Genomic DNA, 21,525 nt, shown 5'->3' with positions numbered 1-21,525 from the left:
ATAAAACTGCTACATACAAATATCCTTCAAAGACATAGCATTCCTATCCTTGTCCGACATTATATAATCTCCTTTAGGCCAGCTCTCACCATTCCAGATCATATCCGGATCATCATACCGGACTGCGCGTGCTGCCTCCGCACAAAAATCATTATCCACACACCACTGCATAAGAGTATCATCCTCAAGTGTAAGGTATCCATGGGCAAATCCTCTCGGCACAAACATCATCTTCCTATTCTCCCATGAAAGAACCTCACTATAAGTCTGTCCTCTGGTATCGCCAAATCTCAAATCCACCGCCACACTGAATATGGAACCTCTCAAACAGGAAACCAGTTTTGCCTGCGCAGCATCTCCAGCCTGATAATGAAGTCCTCGAAGTGTAAAGGCCTTCTTGCTATAGCCCTGATTGATCTGCTTTACCTGAAAGTCCACTCCCATAGATTGGTCATATGGTACTGACAGATAACCTCGGAAGTCTTCAAAAGATGTCATAATCATTACTATTGGTTTTGAATCTAATGCTTGTATCATACCCAACCTCTCTCTTTAATCCGTATTACTCTAAATAGTAAATTATAACAAACTCACTGCTTAAGTTCTATTCTCAATCTATGCTCGCCATCTTCTGTAACATCAAAAACTGTCCATTGTGGCAAACTTCTAACATTGTTATAACAGCTATTTAACCTTTCAAATAGTATATCTACCTGTTCCTGTTTTTTATCTCTATGAATTTTTTTGTATAGATTAACATAATCAAGTATTATACCATTATTGCATACTTCTATGCCTATTCCCTGTAACACTGTTTTTGTTTCCAAATAATTATGACTATCCTCTCCTTTACCCATCTTTTTTACGCACTCAACAGTATCAACCAAACACAAGAGTAACAACAACTGCGTTGTATCATTCTGTCCAATTCTAAATTTGGAATCATGAGACAATTTTTCTAATAATATATGCGGATACTTACTATCAGTATCTTCATCTGGAGACTTAAATATATTATGCTGAGCTATTGTGTACCCCGATTTCATTATCAATAAAAGTTCCTTAGATGAACAATTGTTTTTCATATACTCATTTTTCCCATAATAAAATATTAACAAGCCACCTAAAATTCCATGATCTTGTTTCTCATCATCATTTATTTGCTCTGCATGAAACGAAATTGCATATTCTGCATAAGCTTCTATTTCAGGCACTGTATATGCCAAATATTCAGAATGCTTTTTTTGAAAGTCATTAAACTGACTCAATCTACTATCAGTGTATTTCTGGCAAAATAAGTTGTCTTTCTCAAAATCTTTTTTACTTTTTTGTGGGTTATTCAGCTGCTTAGAAAAATAACCTCGATCATGATTTATTGAAGTAAGCATCCATAATCGACTATATTCATCTTTATCATTTTTTATTTTATCTATATGTCCACTAACTCTACATAACGCTCGCCCCATTAAAAACGTGATAATACTATGACTAGCTCTGTTCTGAGCAACATGATATGGCACAGTAATTTCATTATTCACATCCCAATACTGTCCTGCTAATGTATCTATGAATTTTGCGCATGCAGCTCTATCTGATAAAAAATCCAAATTACTATAATTATCCAAACCCAAAGAAATAATCTCTTTATTCAATAACTCATATAAAGAATTCATTATCATTCACCTCTTTTGTATATATACAATCTCAAACTCTTAATCTTATATTTCTCCATTCCACGCCATAATTCTCTTTCCAATCTCCAGCACCTGTTTGCGAACATCCAACATATCATCCATATTCCCACATGTCATATGCCCTACAACCATTCTTGCAAACTTTACCTTCTTCCATGTAAAACCATGATAATAGGACTCAATATAATCCTGGAACAACTCATACCGTCCACACTGAGACTCAAGTTCAATTCCAATAGCAGTTTCAATAACCTCCATCGGAATATAATTCTCTATCTCCTTGCCCTTAGTGACCCAGTACATCATACCAAGATTATCAAACTCCTCTATCATTCTCTTTTTTGTCTCATTAAGACGAGCACTACTACTTTTCTTATCACTATCCATAACAATGATTGCGTTCCTATTCGTCTTAATAACACTTATTAAATCCGTTACTTCTTGTGCAGAATACTGTGCCAAAATCCGCCCACCATAATATAAAAATTGATAATGTACCCCTTCAATAAACTGATCAGGATAATACAATTCAAGCCATCTCTGTATGTACACTCTATCCGAAGGACCTTCAACCCAGATAATACCATTTGACTGAAGCAAATCACTGGCCTTCACATCTAGATCATCAAGTATCTGAGCCTTATCAATATACGACTCAATACGCTTAATATGAGCCTTCCCATTCTGCTTATACACATGGAATATTCCCGCTTCATCCTTATCATAAAAAGCATTGATAGCCACATGTGAATGCGTGGTAATAAATACTTTAACATTATGTTTTATTGCAAAGTTATATATGTACTCAAATAGTTTTCTCTGCAAGGCTGGATGTAGATTATTCTCAAGTTCCTCAAAACCATACACCAAATATTTATCCTTGTAACCACGTAATTCAGGTATAACTAAAAGATTGAGGAGCACTAATATAATTGTCTTTAGACCACTTCCCATCCGTGACAATGGCCGTCTGTCCATGCCCTCCTCTTTAAGAAACACTTCCCAATTGTCATCATTCACCTGCTGAATTCGAATACTCTCAAACACAGCCTCCGGAGCCATAATTTCATTAACTGCCTTTAAAAGCTTATCCTCTATTATCGTTTCATCATATTTACTATCAGTAATAAATACCCTTATGAGATTACTTGCCCCCTCTCCAGTACTTGTTAGATTCTCTGAATTTTCCCCTAGTTTTCTCCCTTGCTCAGGAATTATGTTTCGTTCAGCAGCAACATGTCTAAATACATAATCTTCTCTTTCAGAATGAATCATTTTCTCCACATAAATTCCATATTCGGTATTAAAAATAGGTAATTTATCACCCCACACTACTACATCGCCTTCCACATCATTTAAAGAAATTTTATAACCTATATATCTTTCCTTAGTGATATTCCACAATGTACCACTTGTATATCCTCCAACTGTTTGATTTTTACCAATCAGTCTTTCACACATATCTCTAGTAACCGGTATCTTAACAATAACCTCATTTGCTGAATTTTCAATTTGCTCCCTTTTAACATAGGTTTTATCATAAGTCATTCCCAAAACATCAATTACGCTAGACTTACCGCTATTGTTTTTACCAATTATCACCGACACTCTCGGCAAATCATCAAGTTCCGTATACTCGTCTGAGGCAAATGCCTTATATCCCTTAAATCTTATTCCTGCGAACATATACAATCCCCCCTCATTTCTTTCAAACAACTCCCTTTTTTCATCCGTGATCGCTCATGGAAACTATCTATCCAGTAATTTTTCTTTGCTATACCAATAAGTCTCCTCTTTTAATCCTCTCCTACCAAATGTATTTTAACACCACCAATCCATACCAAACTATGTAGCCGAAGGCTACTCTGGCATATGAAGTGTCTCATACATTGTATTATCATCTCCTGGCACAAAAGGAATTTTAATTGGGTCTCCAATCTCTAACGCATCAAGTTTTTTCCTAAACTTTTCAAAATCAGCAATTAACGGACTTCTATATACACTTAGAAACTTGTATTCTATAGGCACATTAAATAATACCAGCTTACATGTATCTTCACACGCAAGTGGAGGCAACGGATTTTCCAGTTTACATAACAACTCTTTAAATTCTGGGTCAAGCACTCCTTTCATTTCCAATTTATCCCATGTTGATTCTACAGATTCATTTCTTATCAATTCTGAAAGATGAAATACTGTGTCAAAGTCTTTCTTATATATATCCCCATCGACATTCAGCTTTACATTAAAATACCGTTCTATATCACAAATTCTTTCAAAGAAATCAATTTCTTCTTTTATTGATTCAAATCCCGTTTCTATCCTGAAATCACTTACATTACCAGCCATCATGTCCTGTTGAGAGCTTAATACAAATAAATGAATATCTTTCTTCTTGCTTAATGCTTCTTTGAATAACGCATTTTGTAACTTTTCTTCACTACTAATACATTGTGTATGAAACAAAAAGTCTATACTACTGGTGTTCTTAAAATTCAAATGTATTTCAACATATATTTTTGCATTCTCTTGCTCTTTATTTCCAAGTATGTATGTGCCATCATCTAATATCTCCTGCGTACGAATTAATATATAATTATAAAAAGTTTCTTTCCCAACTTTTAAAGAGCACGCAAAAGATTCTGGAAACTTTGGTGGTACTGCAACAATCTCTTTACCAATAAGATCTTTAGCTTCACCTTGAATTGGATCTTTACTATTTCCCAATAACTTAATCGCCTCTTCAACTTTCATCGTCAATCTTAATTGATGTCTATACGCATAATTCAATGGATCCATGTTTTTATCCTTTGAATATTCACCATTTATTAAAATAGAACCTTTTATATAATAATTTTCAGGATATTTATCACGACTTTCATCTGTAAGCGGAACGCTAACTATTCTCTTACCATTATAACTGTATCCAAAGTATGGGTATAATGGATGTTTTGTAGATCTGACATCAAGTACATTTTTAATTGTGCTTTCCACCATCCCCAGATCTTCTCCAAACATTAACATCTCTTTAAAGCGTAATTCCTCTAATATTCCAGACTGATAATCATCTATTTTTTTTGATAATACATCTGTTTGTTCATTTGTAACAGCAACAGTATTTTCATTAACTGAATCGACTATATCCGCAGCCAAAATATAATCTTTTAATTTCAGATTTTTTTTGAAAAAATTACGTATGATTTCAAGGCTTACTGCAATACACCTCGACACTCTTTTCTTCGATTCATCTGATGTCGCATTAAAATTATGTATAGCCTTTTTTATTATTTCTTCATGCGCTCTTTTTCGTTCAGTTGTTTTTGCAGAAAAGAATCGAATATAAGCCTCTTGAATCAAATCATTCTTTATATATTCAAGCACCCCCTCAAAATCACATTCATCTTTAGCCAAGCACAAATCATTGTATTTTCTTTGTCGAATCACAAATTCATTTAGTTCTTTTTTCAGTTTTGATTCGTCCAACTTAACTTCTGAATATTGTTTTGCTGCCTCATAGCCAATATTTGTCAAACAATCACTTATTATTCCCATTATACCTCACCCTTTCACTCCCTCAAAAAACTCATCCATAGGATGCCTGTCCCAAGAATTAATCAACGTCTTACCTCTGTCCCGCATTTTTGCATCATCAATATAACTACTCAGATTATCGACTGATATATTCATCATGCACATAATCTCCTGAAGACTTACATTCATATCCAGCAAATGCAAAAACAACCATCTTCTTAATCCTGCCGGAGTTATCATGTTAATCCCATTTTGATTTTTAATTGTTTTGTTTATTCGATCAAGCATTCCATTGATACTGCCCTCCTTCAACGGGGTCATATATTTAGTTGTGCAGTTACCAAATACATATACCGCATCCTCAGGCTCCTCCATCCGAAGTTCCTTAAGGGATTGTTCCAATATCCTTGGCAGCTTTACAGATAGAGCATCCATCTGTATATGCGTCATATCCTTCGCTATCTCATAATCCCATCTAAGTGAACATAGCTTTCGACGTTCTATCCCCATTCCCATGATCATCAAAAATAAGGTTATGTTTCTTGTTCCATTCCTATCCTTAGCCAGCGCATCTATGAGCTCTCGAACCTGTGCTGCTGTAATATCCACAAACTCATCATTCTTCTTTCGCAATATATCCTGGCAACGTCCCAGCAATTCGTCACGCCCTCTTGCAAATTCCCCATCGGGACCTGTCTTACTTATCATAAATCCCTTTATATAAGAAAACTGATTCTTTGCACTGGTTTCGGAATTTATGTTACTGCTTGCTTTGACATATTCCTCAAAATCACTAAATGTAATATTCATATAAGTTACTTGTGAATAATTGTACCTATTCTCTGCATAGTAATTAAAAAATCTCTTAAGAGCACCACTATATGCCGCCCAACTCGCCTTATTCGTGCTGCTAAAGTTTCTATTCTTATATTCTGTTATATCCGCAAAGTACTTGGCATTCCTTGATTCTCCAACCAAGTTATCATATGACAGATATTTAAAATAGTTATTATCCTTACTGCCTGTAAATGACATTGCAAATACTATTCTGTCACAAGTAAATGACTCATCTCCCCGGTATATATCTCTATTTAATAACCATATACCTTTCCTGTGCAATAGAATTCCCCACTCATACCCCTTGCTATCGAGAATCCCATCAAGTTCACTGAGAGCCTTCTTTTCACCCTCATTCCTGTAAAACCTTACTATAATCTTGGTATCAATAATACAATCACAGACTTTACCGTTTCGCTTATTTATATTTATTCTCTTATCTGTGTAATGTAAGCTGTTGAGAAATAGTGGCAAAATATTGTGTTCATAACAATCCAAATCTATATCTTTTTTAGTTACCAGTTCCGACTTCAATTTTGCTAATGGCTTATCCTGCCGCCCTGTCGTTTCCAAACGAAATATCCCTTTCTTTTGATTTTAAACAATAAATATATAAAGGTTCAATTCATAACCTTTATATATTTATACTAACACTGAGTTATCGTTATTTCAAGGAAATAATAATATCAACAAGTAGTCTTTTTTGTTCATACCTCATTTATGTGGATCTGGGTTCCCTTATGCATCATACCCCTAGCTAATTTCAAGTGCCTTGGTTAACCATATTCTACTTTTTTCTCGTTCATTATTCAAAATCAAGTCAACATTTTCATAATCAATATCTGATTCATTATCAATTGTATAACTAGTTATGTATCTATCTTGCATCTGCATCTGATTTACTAAATCAAAAACTTTATATTCATCACGTCTTGGAAACGCGTAAAAGTTTACATGATATTGTATACTCACACAACAAGCGTGAAATGAATTAGTCATCACAATATCTGCATATTTTATTTCAGAGATAAACTCTTCAACCCCAATATTGTATGTTTTTCTATCGAATTTGAATATATTCTCTTTTGTTATTCTAGATGTTGCCTCAATATATTGCAATCCGTGCATTTTTGCATATTTCTTAGCAAAATGAATCAATCGTTTATCATAATCTATATAATAGCAATATAAATACTTTGACCTTCTGCGACGTGGAGTACAAATCTTATCATAATCTGAGGTATTTAATAAAAGTGTTGGATCAATCAATGACACAACGTTTTTATCTGTATATTGTTTTAAGAAAACTTCCGAATGTTTACCCCTACATGAAATATGTTCTACACTACTAAGTAACTCTATAAATTCCGACTCTTCTGCCTGTGTTCCTATTTCCAAATTACCAATATCTGTAGCATATGCAATTCTAGTGGTATTTTTCATACAAGGAAGACTTAAGAAAAATACACGGTTAAACTCCCCGTTATGTTTCGCCCATACCACATCGCTTTCAACAATAAGGCTTTGATATTTTCTTTCTATCCCTTCCCAACCATCATAACTATCAAACTTTTCTTTTCCCACACACATCTGAGTTTCAACAAAGCTGTTAAACTTGTTGAATCTGTGCAAATAAACTCTCCTGTATACTAAACTTTTAATTGCATTTTTTAAATCTTTTTGTTTAAGATACTGTTTGAATAAATCTGATCCTATTCTCCCCTTTACATGTTGCGGAACATAATCAATAATATCTACATCCTTAATCCCATTAAATCGCTGAATATACTTTTGGAAAGCCCATGCATGAAGTACAGCACCAGGATTCAGATCTACAGTGTGTATATTAATTCCAATAATTCCAATATTCATTTTTCTCCTTCCCTAACACTCTGTTTCTTTAATGTACTCAATCAATCTTCGATAAGATGTTTCAAGGTCAATACGAGGTTTCCATCCTAGACTGCAAAGTTTATCTGAATTTAACTTTAATTTAGTATCTGCAGCATATCCATACTGATTGTCTTCAGGAATATCATATATCACATTTATTGATCCACTAGCTATTTTATCACAAACCATTTTTGCCATATCAGAAATCGTTGTATGAGTGGCGGGATTAACAATATTATAAGCCTCTCCATTTTCACCAGAAACCAATATATCCATCAATCCCAAAACTGCATCACTAATATAGCAGTAATTTCCCTCTGACTTTCCAAGCGTATGTAGAACAATATCTTTATTATCAATAACACTTCTTGCAAATTGGGCAAATACTCTGTTTTCACCTGGTAGTATACCTGCACCAAAAGTCTGTGCTAATCTTGCAATTTTGATAGGAACACTATATTCACTATTATAGGCTACACACATATTTTCACAAAGCCGTTTACTCTCTGGATAATTACTTCGAACTTTAAGCGGATCAATATAGCCCAACTTTTTTTCTGTAATGTCCTCAGCTCCATTAACAAAAGAACCATACATCTCCATTGAAGAAACATATAAAAAAGATTTTACTTTATTCTTCACTGCCAAGTCGAGCAAATTTCTGGTGCCTTCTATAGCGGTAAAAATGGTTTCTACAGGTTTTTCTATCATCATTTTTGAAGCTGTCACACTGGCACAATGTATTATGTAATCAATCTTATTTGATACGGCAAATTGCTCTGTAACATCACTCACAATCAATGATAAATCAGTTTTATCAAGGAGGTCCTCGTAAATTAACTTAGCCTTGTCCAAATTGCGAACCAATGCTACCACCTGGATTTTGGTTCCATATTTTTCATTCATATATAAAAACGCCCTTGTTATTGAAACTCCAATCAATCCTGTAGCACCTGTTATCAAAACAGTGCTGTTTTTCAGTTCGTCTTTTTTGCTAAATGTATCAACCAGGTAGTCCAAGTCTTCCAATAAAACTCTACTTTTTAAAAAACTGTTCACGCCGTTTCTCCTATTCATCAAAACCATAAATCTGAGCATTTTCTTTAGCTTCCAAAATTGCTCGCATTGTATAAAAATCCTCTGGAGTTGTTATTTTGATATTCTCCCCCGGACCATCTACTAAAAATAAATTAAATCCGTAATGTTGCATCATTGTACACGAATCAATATAATCTGTTATCTCTTCCGAAATTGCTTTTTCGTGTGCCGCTAAAATGTCATCAAGCCAAAAACTCTGTGGAGCTCTTGCCACTCTAGAGTTCTTTCTACTCGGAACATAATCTATTGTTGATGTTCCATCATTTACTACAAGAATTGTTTCCTTTACAACTGCAGTTGTTATTGCAGAACCGTTTTCTTCTACACTATTAATATTATCCGTAATTACCTTATCATTTATCAAAGGTCTAACGCCATCATGAATTAACACTATGCTTTTCTCGTCTCCAGAAATTATTTTAGCTGCCTTTAATCCACTATAAATGGACATCTGACCTGTTACCCCTCCTGGAACAACAGCTTTAACCTTTTCGATACGGAATTTATAAAGTAGTGATTTACAATAATCAATCCAATCTTCAACACAAACTACTACAATTGCATCAACCATTGGATGATTTTCAAAATGTTCTATAGTATGTATAATAATCGGTTTATTATACATCTCAAGAAATTGTTTTGGTCTCTCTTTGCTATGCATTCTACTGCCAACACCGCCTGCAAAAATAACTGCTATATTCATACGTCTCCTCCTTTTTATGCCTACAAACAATAAAACAAAGTGTATTCTTTACCTTCCTATCAATATTTTAACATACGGGATCACGCTATATTTAATTGCAAAAAGCACATTATAGTTCTTTTTCAAAAAATGCCACCACTCACCAAATGGACTTCCTTTTGGTGACTCTTTCTTCTTTAATCTCTGAATACGAGTTAGATTTGGATTTCTCCATGTATTTTCGAATCCATTATCTTCACAATGGCCAACATATTCTGCACTAGAGATCAAATTAAAACCACTTCTGCGAATAGTAAATCCATAATCATAATCTCCTAACGAATGGCTGTATGCTACATCCATATTTCCAATTTTATGCATAACCTTATATGGAATTAAAACACAATTAGCATTCATTGTGTCACCATTTATGTTATCACTATTAGGTAATATCGGATTTAACCAGATACTATTATTATCTCTATGTTTTCGCAACCCATATGTAAATTTACCATGACTATCACATGTAGCACCAACAATCACTGTATCTGTTCTTCCTGCCTGAATACTCACCAGTTTTTCAATTGCAGAATCGTAAAAATCAACATCATCATTGATTAACAAACAATCTGTTCCATCATCGCTTTCCAAATATCGTGAAATACCGACTCTCATTCCACCACACCAGAACAAACTTCCATTCCCTTCAATTAACTCTGTATTGTAGTTCAAAGCCTTGATTGCTTCTGCTGTTCCATCAGAACTTTTATCGTCTACAATGATAAACTTCCAGTCCAATTTTTTATTTTTTTCAACAAGGCTTTTCATAGCCCTAACTGTATACTTTCGTCTATTAAAACATGTAAAAATCACAGTCAACTTTTTTTTCATTTTTCTTTTTCCCCCCTTTTATATTTTAATAATTTTTGAAAACCTGCCTCCAGCAAGCAGTCTAATTCCTTCCCTGTATTCTTCACTCCGCGAAAAAACAATCACAATCAATACGTTCGGAATAATCAGACAAATTACTCCTTTTACCAACAAATTTATAATACTAATAGAAAGATTTACAATACTGGCTGCTTTGTAGGTCGCAATAGCACAGATAGCAAAAATTATGTGATAAACTAATTGCTTGCCAAAATATGTACGAACACTTTCCTGAAAGAACTTAAACAAGCAAAAGGGCTCATACCACACATGTGTAAGCAATCTTGCGATAATTGTAGCTAGTAGAATCCCCATCAATCCAAACTGTCTTCCCAATATAACAGAAAAAATAACATTTAGAATTGATGCAAGTAAATAAACATATTTCGTCTGTCTAAAAACACCTGTTGTTTCTCGGAATACCTCTACAATTTTTACCGATCCCTGTACATAGAAACAAATACAGATGGCAAGCATTGTACAAAAAGGCAATAAATACTTTTCTCCAACCCAAAATTTGATAAACGGCTGGAACATAACTATAAAAGCAATTGTACAAAAGCTGTAACACCACCATGTCAGGAAATTCATAGTATAGAACATTTTAACCTGTTTTTCTCTTTTTTCTTTAACGACTAGATTTCCAACAGAAGCTGTTAATCCATTAAAAATAATGGAGACAAAACCCTTTATGCTATTCTCAATTAAAACATAATTAGAATACAGTCCAACCCAAATAGTACCTACAATTGTTGATATTAAAATATTGTCAATATTCGTAAGTAGGACTGAACCTATCTTAAAACACATAAGGGATTTTACGTTGTCACCTATTTCTCTCTTTTTACTAATCGATAATACCCCTTGTTGTTTTATAAAAGGATACCTTTTTTCTGCTAAGTGAGCCCCCACTATATTTACCAAAAGTGTACCAATTGTCTGAACTATTAAATATAATGTATAATTTGAGAATACAAGCAATACAATAATTTGTACTGTATACCGGATTACTGTAATCACAGCCTGGACAACATTCAGAACATAAGCTTCCTGATTTGCCCTAAGAATCGAAGTTTTATAAACACATAAATATGATACCACTGCATTTGAGAGATAAAGCAGATAATAAAAAATTACGTTCTGTATTTCTGTTTCCAGATTAATAATTTTATCCAAAAATGGAATCAGACTCAAGCCGATTACAAGAATCACTCCAGCAATAACCCGGTAGACTTTCTTGTAAAATGTCATCAATGCCACGATTTCTTCTTCATTTTTTTCTACTACAGGTTTATACAAGCTATATATCATAGCAGTTGAAAAGCCTAAGTCAGCCATATTGAATACATTCAATATATTCGTAAATAATCCACCCAATCCCAAATAACTGGCACCAAGTGAATAAACAAATACAGTCCTGCATATAAAGCTTAATACTACATTAATAACTTGCGAAATAATCCCCGCATTAATGTTGCGTTTGGCGTAAACAGTTCTTGATTTTTCCATCATATTTTCCTTTTCTATCCAGATTATCCATGGTTTCAACGATATAACTGGTTACCATTTCTGTTGCTTTTCCGCACTCATATCCTTCTAACATATCAATATGGCGCTTTCCGCATCCGACACCTGCTCTCATACTCACATATTCTTGAAGTTTTTCCTCATTGACAGCTACCGGGAATCCCCACTCATGTATTTCTTTATAGAAACTTCTTGTAGCGACAAACTGATCCAAATCCGGCGTATATAAGTAAATTTCCTTATTCCTAATTGAATAGTCCCAAATTACAGAAGAATAATCTGTAATCAAAATATCAGCAACACTCAACAACTCCTGCATATCAGGATAATTAGATACATCAATTAAACTCAAATCTAAAGAATTGTACGTCGATTTCATATAGTGATGCGCTCTGCACAGAAAATAGTAATCCTTTTTATCTCTATCTTTTAACAACTCTAGTATCTTTTTATAATCAAATATAAGATTATCAACAGAGTTAAACTCACTCAATTCACGAAAGCTAGGAGCATATAATATAATCTTTCTATCGTAATCTTTCAGCCCAAGTCTTTTTAATATTTCATCACGTTTTTTCTTGCTAATTTCATTTGTTAAAATATCATTTCTCGGCATCCCAGTTTCCAATATTTTTCCATGGAATCTAAATCCTCCAACTATAACATGCTGTGAAAAAAACTTTGATGAGGAAACCCATGTATTTATTAGTCCATATGAATGCCTTAAACGGTCTTCATTAGCTCCAACCTTCAAAGTATCATATCCTGCTAGCTTATAACAGCCTCCACCATGCCATGTGTTCAAACGAAGTTGTTTATTTCCTCTGTACATAACACAAGGAGAAAGTTCCACATTTGTAATGATACACATTGCAGTCATTGACTCGTATACGAATTTCAAACTGTTATATTTTATAACTTTTGTATTATCGCTCACCAAAAACTGATATTTATCTGGATCATTGAATGCCCATACATATTCGTAATTAGGATAATGAAGTTTCATGTACTCATATATATATTTGGGATTACACGAAAACTGTTTCCCACTATACGAAGTAAATAATATACGCTTATTATTTATTGGTACAATATCGAACACCTTACTGCCTGTTCTAATAATCTTCGTTAATAATTTTTTTCTATTCATGATTCAACTCTCCAATTACAATCTTTTTCCTCATAGGAAATCTCCTTATCTGCCATATAAGAAACCAACATTAACACAGGAGCAAAAAAATTCGGCTGTGAAAAAAACATAATTAGCAAACAAACACAATAACTTACTGAAAAAGATTTATTCTTATTTCGAAACACATTGCAATAATAGGAAATCGTATATATGATTGGAATAAAACCAAATACTGCAAGATTTTTTGTAAGCCCCACGCAAGATGCTGTATCTGGAATATTCTTCTTAATTGCGTTCCACATAGGAATATATTTAAGATATCCTACGCCGAACGGATGGGTCAAAGCAAGTTTCATATCCGCTCTTATTGATTCTATTCTGGATGCCCCTGTAGAAACAGACAAGTCAATTATACCTTTATTAACATCATATATCTTCTTTAGTATATTTTTATATATAAAGCTGTCTAACCCTTGAGAAATAGAAACAACCGCAACAACAACTCCAGCTAAAATCAAAATTATTTTAACATTCCCCATATCCGCTCTATTTATGAACAGTAAATAGAGCAATATCACGCCTAAACACATGAGTCCCATCGTTGACTGCGTAGATATCATCGTTATGATAAACACAAACAAATATCTGTTAAACTTTTTTGCTGGCATTTTTTTCTTATTATAAATCAATAAAAATAAAGCTGCAGTCACCACCATAGCATATACTCCTGGCTCGGTGTATATACCACAGTTTCTCAGTCTCTGGGCATACGGACTAAAAGAAAAAAGGAAGTTGAAATAGATAATAAGGTCAACTCGCTTTCCATTTACCCAGTATGCATCTCCTGATGCAAATGTATATGGAATAGAAATACTTTTTAGCAGGCTAGGATTTATCATTTGTATAGCATAAAACACTAAACTAATTATAGACAAGCCATAAATCAGCTTGATTATTCTATCGGACACTTTATCTGGGCAAATTTTATATACACAGGCTACTAGAAGGAAGGTATTGATTAATGTTATAGATGAAGCAATCGTTAAACTTCCATGGGTTAATATATATGTAATAAACAGACTTATTACCAGTACAGTTATATGAATAAATTTCTTTTTTGATAGAAACTGTTTTACACAATAAACTATTCCTATAACAAAAATAGCAGCTTGAAATAGATCGTGATATGTATTTTCAAATGCAGTACCTTGTACTAATAGCATAACATATATAACTATGTATTGTAATAAAGCGGATTTATTGATCATTTGCAAATATTCTCCCTGTTTCTTTTTTTCTAAGAAACTAAATCATTTTAAGTATTTCGTGAAATCTAAATTTGATTTTTCCAATATTGTAAACCATTACGTTATATGTATTTTACTCAGCCCTAAATATGCGCAACATTTTTTCTAACGCAAAACAACTACTTTAAATATCATTTCTACTAAATAGCAAACTCTACTTTCACTCTGTTCCATTAACTTGATTTAAACACATTAGTACTTGCTTACTCAACGTCTTGGTAACTTCCCCCCATGAAAAAACTTGATTTGCAAGTCTCTTCGCATTAATTCCTTTTTGTCTGTAACCTTTCTCGTTCAAAATCTCCTCAAGAGTAGCATTTATACACTCTGCAGAATTATTCTCAAGAACCCACCCCGCATCATATTGATTCACATACCCAGCCATATTCGTTTCCTTCGTCACTAGTACTGGTATACCATAACTCAATGCCTCAAGCACAGAAAGTGGTAATCCCTCCCAACGTGAAGTATGAATAAACAAGTCCGTCTCTTTCATCAAAAAGTTTTCTTTTTCTTTTCCAAACAACGGACCAATTATTTTTACATAATTTTCAAGGTTATTAGTTTGAATGAGTTTTTCCAACTGTTCAATATCCTCGTAATTACCAGGTCCAACTATTTTTACCTGAATACGTTTTCCTCCATGCCTCACATATTCAGACATCCCATTCATAAATAAATCTAGTCCCTTATGATAAACAGCTACTCTACCAATAAACCCAATTCGCAATGTTTTAGAATTACTGATTTCAGCCTGATATAAAACATCTGGCGTACCATTTGGAATAGTGTAAGTTTGATTTTCTAGTTCAGGGAAAATCGACAGCAATTCCCTCTTTTCAAAGTCACTTAGCGTTTGAATCATCAGAGCATTACGAAGATAGTTTCTCTCTGAAACAATCTCATAAATTGCCTTCTTTATTTTTGTAAAAAAACTTCTGTTTCTGTTGATGAGAGCATATCCACCATGAGGTGTTACAATGTAAGGCATACTGCAATATTCTGCAGCAACCACATTCATCCGCATATACACTGAGTGAAAATGAAAATAGTCAAGTTTATCAGGGTTCTCTCTCAAATATCGCAAAAACATTGTAGATAGGAAGCCGTTCTTTTTACTTCCTCGAGGAAAATATTTAAGAATGACTCCTTCTGGTCGGTGAATAGTATCAACTTCAAATATTCCCTCTTTAAAACCATAAACATATACGATATGTCCCTGTTTAACTTGCTCTCTGGTCAAATCATAAACTACTTTTACAACCCCATTAGCCGCTTTATCATCATACGCACTTAAATGCCCTATAACCATTTCTCCCGCTCCTTTGAAACTGCCTTTATTTTACACATGATGAAATACGAAAGTCTTCATCTCATTTTTCAAAAACGCGCCATAAGCTATTACATAAAAGCATACCCGTTCTTTAATACTAATCCGAAACTTTTTTATAATATTTATCTTAGTTTTCAATTGTATTTTGTAATTTACAGATGATAATCCACCCGCTTTGTGTCTGTATGCTGTGCCATAACCACCCGAATATACAAAATTTGTAAAATGCAATAATTTAAGATTTAATTCCCAGTCTTCATACAATGCCAAATCTTTTGTATAACCACCACATAAATCATAGTAATCTCTTGGAAAACAAAAGTCTCTAGGCATATAGTTGCTATATTTTCTCGTAATAATTTTGAATCTTTCATTACCACTAAGATCCACTGGTTTTAACTCCGTAAGTGCAGATCCGTCCTCGTCTACATCAACTGTTTGCGAAAAAACGATGACTTTCTTTCCTGTCTGTTCAAATATTTTCTGAGCTTTCTTCATTTCTTTCTCGATTTTTGTGCTGCAATAGAAGAAATCGTCAGCATCTAACATACATACATAATCAGATGTTGTTGCTTTAATAGCTCTATCTCTTGCAACAGATACACCTACATTCGATTCACCATAAATAACCCGAATACGACTATCCTTTAACTCGTACCTCTTCAAAATATCTATTGATCCATCCGTAGAACAGTCATCATATAAGATTACTTCCTCTATAGGGAATGTCTGTTTCAACACACTGTTGATACATTGGCTCAAATACTTTTCATTATTATAATTTGGAATAATAACCGACACTGTCAGCATATCTTATCCTCCATCTAATTACTTTCCATATAGCACTTTCTCATGCTCACTAATCTGCTCACTATTAAAACGGTATCCTTTAATTTGTGCTGGATTTCCTGCAACGATTGCATATGGCGGAACATCCTTTGTAACAATACTACCAGCAGCAATAATAGCACCCCTGTGAACATGTATCCCAGTAAACACAATAGAACCAAATCCAATCCACACATCGTCTTCGATGATAATCTTTTGATTTTTTCCTTTGAAATCATAAGACTCATCCCCAATCCAAGGAGCATCTTTTATATTGACTCCAATTTTTGAATAATCGTGGTCATACTTTCCAATCAAACCAACACTATTTGCTATGTCAATATTATTACCAATCTCGATATCAGCTTGAAGTGTGCAATACTTTCCAATATACACATTATTTCCAATAGACATTCTATTCGGTGCCCAAAATACAGTTCCCCTACCAAATGTGGTGTTATTTCCAATAGATATATTTCTATGGAGGGCAAGGAGTAATTTACAGCGAAGAACTTTAAGTTGTCTTATCAAACTCATTACCAGTAACTTCCTCCCTCCACCTTTTCACTTCTATTTGGTTTCTCATTTTCAGCAGGTCTAACCCAATATTCATTAAATAACTTAGCTACTTCTGGAATATTCTCCCAACGTTTTCCTTTAATTCCAAATAAAATTTGCGTAGCCCCAGACATCTGGATTGCTACTTTTCCCATTTGTTTCACAAATGCTGCTAATGGTAAGCTATATGCACCAGCACCAATTATTGCAACATCAAAATCAATTGCCTTAATCTGGCTCTTCATGTAATCAAGTGCATCAAACCATGTCCCAAATTCCGTTTTCTGCCCCGCAATAGACTGTACCGCTCGGATACATGTAAGTGATGCAAAATCTGGCAGAACCAATGAATTTAAAAACAACTTTTCCTTTTTTTCATATTGTTTTTTTATGCTCTCATCAAATGGATGTATAACTAACACCTTTTTATTTTTTAACGCTGACGACCAAGGATTATCGAAATAATACGGTTCTAATGCGGTTAATTTAGTATACCTAGTTTTATCACAACATTTTTCCTTTACTACTTTACATTCTGCGCCTACCCCCCAAAGTGCCAAAATATCGGACTGAGCAACACAATCCATATAATATTCACAGAATTGTTTTAAAAAACCATCTGTAGTCGGAAACACTCCCGAAAGCATAGATATTTCTTTCTTAATCGTTTCTGAAAAGATTCCCGTCGATAAAAACTCTCCAACACAACGCATCTCTGTTGCGCCACAGCGCGCTATCATGGTTGGATTATTTTGCAACACTATTTCTTTTATAATTTCATTTCCTGTTGAGGGATCCATAATATGATACCCACGATAGTCTATGTGAAATTTTAAATTTTTTACTACATTTTTTAGCTCTCTTATAATCTTGCTATCGTTATCCATTAGATCACTTTCCTCTAATCATTGCATTCCAAATAAATTTAGTATTAGTACTCCAATATCTTTTAAATAACCTTTTAGGATCTTGCATCAAACGGTACATCCACTCTAGATTGTGTTTTTGCATCCACTTTGGCGCTCTCTCAATATTTCCTGCATAATAATCAAAACCAGCTCCAACACCTATCATCAGGCCATCTATTTTACCTTGATGTGTTGCCATCCAGCTCTCCTGTTTTGGAGCACCCAAGCCAATCCACACAAAATCCGCTTTAGCATCATTAATCATCTTAACCACCTCAGCATCCTCTTCTTCAGTAAGTGGTCTGAACGGAGGACTATACAAACCAGCGATTTGAATTCCCGGATATGATGCATTCAACTTCTCTTCAAGCAAATCAAGTGTCTCCTGCTTGCTGCCATAAAAATAATGGCGATATCCTTTCTTTGCAGAAATTTCAAAAATCTCTCCCATCAGACTTGGACCTGTTGTGCGCTCCATATTCTTATGACCGCGTTTCTGACCAACAGTAGAAAGAGGACCGCCATCTGGAATTGCCATCAAACCGCCATTTTGAATCGCACAGTAATCCGCATCTTCAAAACTGGTTACAGTTGTATGCACATTTGAGACACATATATAATCACCTTTTATGTCCGGAAGGTTTTTTTCAATATAATTTATCAGCCATTTCATATTTATCGCTGCAATATTAACACCCATAATGTTGCAAGTCGGAATTAACTTTTTATCTACTTTTCTGTTATATGCCATAGATTGTTCCTTCCCGCTTTATAGCGCAAGTATCCATAAATCCTACTTCGACCCTTCCCTACCAAGCACTACCTTGATAGTCTTCAGCACTATCTTCACATCAAGCCCAAAGCTCCAGTTCTCTATATACTCCGTATCCAGTCTCACGACCTCCTCGAAGTCCGTGATGTCACTTCGACCGCTCACCTGCCACATACCGGTGATTCCAGGTTTCGTAGCAAGGCGGCTCTTGTGGTGCATCTCATACTGCTCCACCTCAGAGATCAGCGGCGGTCTTGTGCCCACCAGTGACAGATCCCCTTTAAGCACATTGAAGAACTGTGGGAACTCGTCTATGGAGAAGTCTCTGATATACTGACCTATTCCCTTCTTCTTGGTGCCGTCCGGCAGTATCTTGTTGCCTATGACTCTCGGATCAAAGTCCATCTTGAACATCTTCGAATCGCTCATGGTGTTCTGCGCCATGAGTTCCTTCTTGCGCTCCTCAGCGTCCATGTACATGCTTCGGAACTTGTACATCTTGAATATCTTGCCGTTCAGTCCCACTCTCTCCTGCTTGAAGAAGATCGGTCCCGGGGACTTGATGTATATGATAGGTCCTATGAATATGGTGAGGATGAGCGTGAATACGCTACCTACCAGACCACCTATTATATCTGCCGTTCTCTTGAGCAACATCTGCTTTGGTGTTGCGTAGTTCATCATGGTCGTGACCACGGTCTCACCATTTATCTTCTGGATGAGCTGCTTGTCGCCGTGGGTCCTCACGATGGATGATATGCACATGTGAACTGTGATGCCGCCCTCGATAAATGCGTCTATCAGGGTGTTCGCATATCCGTATGCTCCACGCACATCCACGTATATCTCGTCCACCCATGCGGTTCTCACATAATCAACTGCACTGTTGTAATCCGCCACCACCGGCACTCCCTGGATCTCCTGACCGATGAGATTGGCATCTATCACCATGACTCCTACTATATCAAACCCGGAGTAGTTCTTCTCCTTGAGGCCTGCCACCACTTCATCTGCTACATGTCTGGTGGTCATGACCAGGAGCTTCTTGCCCTTGCCATGCTCTGCATATTTCGCAAGATGCTTCTTCCACAGGCTCCTCACTGCAAATGTAGCATATACGTATATGGCCCACATGAGCAGTATAGTAGTTCTGGAATATATAGATGTATCCTTGAGGACAAACACATACAGAAGGAGCAGTGCAACTATCACGAAACCGTTCTTGAAGCTGGATATGAATTCCTTGAAGTATCCTCTTCTGATGACGCCCTCATATGTATTCAGAAATATCATGGCTACTATATCCGCCAGCTCCGTGATGATAGCCAGCGCGAGATAGTCTCTGTTCGCATACGGATTTACCATGCCGTGTCTGATCTGGAATGCCGCAAGAAATGATAATTGAAGTACTATAAGATCCAGCAGCATGAAGTCAAAGTGCTTCAGCCACCCTTTTGCGCCTTTCTGATACATAATTTTCTCTCCTCATTCTCTGTCGTCAGGGTCATATTTGTGCCCGCATGACCCGGTCTGTTGATTCATACATGAAATGACTCAGCCCGTGTGATTGTCGGCTGAACCTTTTCATCTGTAAACCATGATACGCATTAAATTGCCTGTTATTTATCACCCACACTGGCGGCGCAGAACGTCCTGTGGCATGGACATTCGTTTTGCGCCACCGGCTAGGGCTTGGAACTATTTAACATAGCAGGATGATTATTTAACCTTGTAAATAATTGACTTGCTGTATGCCTTGTAGTTCTTTGTTGCAGCAACCTTAACAGTGATTCTTACCTTTGTGCCCTTCTTGACACCCTTACCAACAGTAATCTTGCCATTCTTAACCTTGACCTTCTTATTGGCTGACTTGTAAGTAACCTTTGCCTTTGCCTTAACACCAGATACAGTGATCTTCTTCTTAGAAGCATTTACCTTAACCTTAACAGACTTCTGAGCAGCCTTGTTAATTGTGTAGTAAATTGTCTTTGTACCCTTGTAGTTGTTGATACCCTTTACGGTAATCTTATACTTGCCAGCGTTCTTAGCCTTAGTTACACCAGTAATCTTGTAATCAGTACCTCTCTTGAGAACTGTGTTACCATACTTAACTGTAACCTTGGTTGTCTGATTCTTAGCATTGTATGTCTTTGCAGCAGCAGTAGCCTTGTAGCTCTGCTGTGCGTTAACTGTGTACTTAACTGTTGTATCGCCTGAATAGTTACCTATTCCCTTGATCTTAACTGTGTATGTACCAGCCTTTGTTGCCTTAAGGCTTCCTGAAACGACTTTGAAATCCTTGTTCAGGGTAAGTGTCTTACCGTTAACAACAATTGTTGTTGTCTGGCTCTTTGCATTGTATGTAAGCGACTTTGCTGTAGCAGACTTAACGTTTACCTTAGTTGGTGATGATGTAGCTGCAAATGCAACTGTTGGCACCATCATTGCGATACATACAACTATAGCCAAAAGCTTCTTTAAATTCTTCACAATAA

Annotated in this window: 19 protein-coding genes; all 19 read right to left on the bottom strand. The window is 35.4% G+C overall.

The window, feature by feature from the left end; translation table 11 throughout:
- Positions 1-9: 9 nt before the first annotated feature.
- Complete coding sequence (locus DWX57_RS08845) at positions 10-537, bottom strand: dTDP-4-dehydrorhamnose 3,5-epimerase family protein (RefSeq protein WP_120123738.1); 528 nt, start codon at positions 535-537, stop codon at positions 10-12.
- 53 nt (positions 538-590) lie between these two features.
- Positions 591-1,673, bottom strand: coding sequence for a hypothetical protein (locus DWX57_RS08840; protein ID WP_120123735.1), 1,083 nt, complete (start codon positions 1,671-1,673; stop codon positions 591-593).
- A gap of 45 nt (positions 1,674-1,718) precedes the next feature.
- Positions 1,719-3,380: an ATP-dependent nuclease gene (locus tag DWX57_RS08835; RefSeq protein ID WP_120123733.1), complete on the bottom strand. Its 1,662-nt coding sequence runs from the start codon at positions 3,378-3,380 to the stop codon at positions 1,719-1,721.
- A gap of 174 nt (positions 3,381-3,554) precedes the next feature.
- Positions 3,555-5,246 (bottom strand): hypothetical protein, encoded by a 1,692-nt coding sequence (locus DWX57_RS08830; RefSeq protein WP_120123730.1) that lies wholly within the window; start codon positions 5,244-5,246, stop codon positions 3,555-3,557.
- A 6-nt stretch (positions 5,247-5,252) separates the two neighbouring features.
- Positions 5,253-6,635: a site-specific integrase gene (locus DWX57_RS08825; protein ID WP_120123728.1), complete on the bottom strand. Its 1,383-nt coding sequence runs from the start codon at positions 6,633-6,635 to the stop codon at positions 5,253-5,255.
- A 180-nt stretch (positions 6,636-6,815) separates the two neighbouring features.
- A complete protein-coding gene (locus tag DWX57_RS08820) occupies positions 6,816-7,934 on the bottom strand; it encodes a polysaccharide pyruvyl transferase family protein (protein WP_120123726.1) in 1,119 nt (372 codons plus the stop codon).
- Between the two features lie 12 nt (positions 7,935-7,946).
- The gene (locus DWX57_RS08815) at positions 7,947-9,014 is read right to left on the bottom strand and encodes an NAD-dependent epimerase/dehydratase family protein (RefSeq protein WP_243106206.1); all 1,068 of its coding nucleotides are present in this window, start codon (positions 9,012-9,014) and stop codon (positions 7,947-7,949) included.
- 10 nt (positions 9,015-9,024) lie between these two features.
- Complete coding sequence (locus tag DWX57_RS08810) at positions 9,025-9,756, bottom strand: IspD/TarI family cytidylyltransferase (RefSeq protein ID WP_120123723.1); 732 nt, start codon at positions 9,754-9,756, stop codon at positions 9,025-9,027.
- 48 nt (positions 9,757-9,804) lie between these two features.
- Positions 9,805-10,626, bottom strand: coding sequence for a glycosyltransferase family 2 protein (locus DWX57_RS08805; protein WP_120123721.1), 822 nt, complete (start codon positions 10,624-10,626; stop codon positions 9,805-9,807).
- Between the two features lie 18 nt (positions 10,627-10,644).
- The gene (locus DWX57_RS08800; RefSeq protein WP_165852787.1) at positions 10,645-12,174 is read right to left on the bottom strand and encodes a lipopolysaccharide biosynthesis protein; all 1,530 of its coding nucleotides are present in this window, start codon (positions 12,172-12,174) and stop codon (positions 10,645-10,647) included.
- On the bottom strand, positions 12,134-13,342 hold the full coding sequence (locus tag DWX57_RS08795) for a CDP-glycerol glycerophosphotransferase family protein (protein WP_120123716.1): 1,209 nt from the start codon (positions 13,340-13,342) through the stop codon (positions 12,134-12,136). Before DWX57_RS08795 ends, DWX57_RS08800 begins: the two co-directional genes overlap by 41 nt.
- Positions 13,339-14,592, bottom strand: coding sequence for a hypothetical protein (locus tag DWX57_RS08790; protein WP_120123713.1), 1,254 nt, complete (start codon positions 14,590-14,592; stop codon positions 13,339-13,341). The genes DWX57_RS08795 and DWX57_RS08790 overlap by 4 nt, the downstream gene beginning before the upstream one ends.
- Positions 14,593-14,791: 199 nt before the next feature.
- Complete coding sequence (locus DWX57_RS08785; protein ID WP_120123711.1) at positions 14,792-15,943, bottom strand: glycosyltransferase family 4 protein; 1,152 nt, start codon at positions 15,941-15,943, stop codon at positions 14,792-14,794.
- Positions 15,944-15,973: 30 nt separating this feature from the next.
- The gene (locus DWX57_RS08780; RefSeq protein ID WP_120123709.1) at positions 15,974-16,774 is read right to left on the bottom strand and encodes a glycosyltransferase family 2 protein; all 801 of its coding nucleotides are present in this window, start codon (positions 16,772-16,774) and stop codon (positions 15,974-15,976) included.
- A gap of 18 nt (positions 16,775-16,792) precedes the next feature.
- Positions 16,793-17,329 carry an acyltransferase gene (locus tag DWX57_RS08775; RefSeq protein WP_120123707.1) on the bottom strand — a complete coding sequence of 179 codons (537 nt, stop codon included), beginning with the start codon at positions 17,327-17,329 and terminating at the stop codon, positions 16,793-16,795.
- Positions 17,329-18,237: a hypothetical protein gene (locus DWX57_RS08770; protein WP_120123704.1), complete on the bottom strand. Its 909-nt coding sequence runs from the start codon at positions 18,235-18,237 to the stop codon at positions 17,329-17,331. Before DWX57_RS08770 ends, DWX57_RS08775 begins: the two co-directional genes overlap by 1 nt.
- Positions 18,238-18,241: 4 nt before the next feature.
- Positions 18,242-19,009, bottom strand: coding sequence for a WecB/TagA/CpsF family glycosyltransferase (locus DWX57_RS08765; protein WP_165852786.1), 768 nt, complete (start codon positions 19,007-19,009; stop codon positions 18,242-18,244).
- Positions 19,010-19,051: 42 nt separating this feature from the next.
- Positions 19,052-20,503: a sugar transferase gene (locus DWX57_RS08760; protein ID WP_120123702.1), complete on the bottom strand. Its 1,452-nt coding sequence runs from the start codon at positions 20,501-20,503 to the stop codon at positions 19,052-19,054.
- A 246-nt stretch (positions 20,504-20,749) separates the two neighbouring features.
- Entirely contained in the window at positions 20,750-21,520 is a 771-nt protein-coding gene (locus DWX57_RS08755) for a hypothetical protein (RefSeq protein WP_055145518.1), read from the bottom strand.
- Between the last annotated feature and the right edge of the window lie 5 nt (positions 21,521-21,525).

Source organism: Coprococcus sp. AF19-8AC (assembly GCF_003603115.1).
GTDB classification, from domain to species: domain Bacteria; phylum Bacillota; class Clostridia; order Lachnospirales; family Lachnospiraceae; genus Coprococcus; species Coprococcus aceti.
Note: the sequence above shows the minus strand (reverse complement) of the source record. Positions and strands in the feature narration are given on the sequence as shown.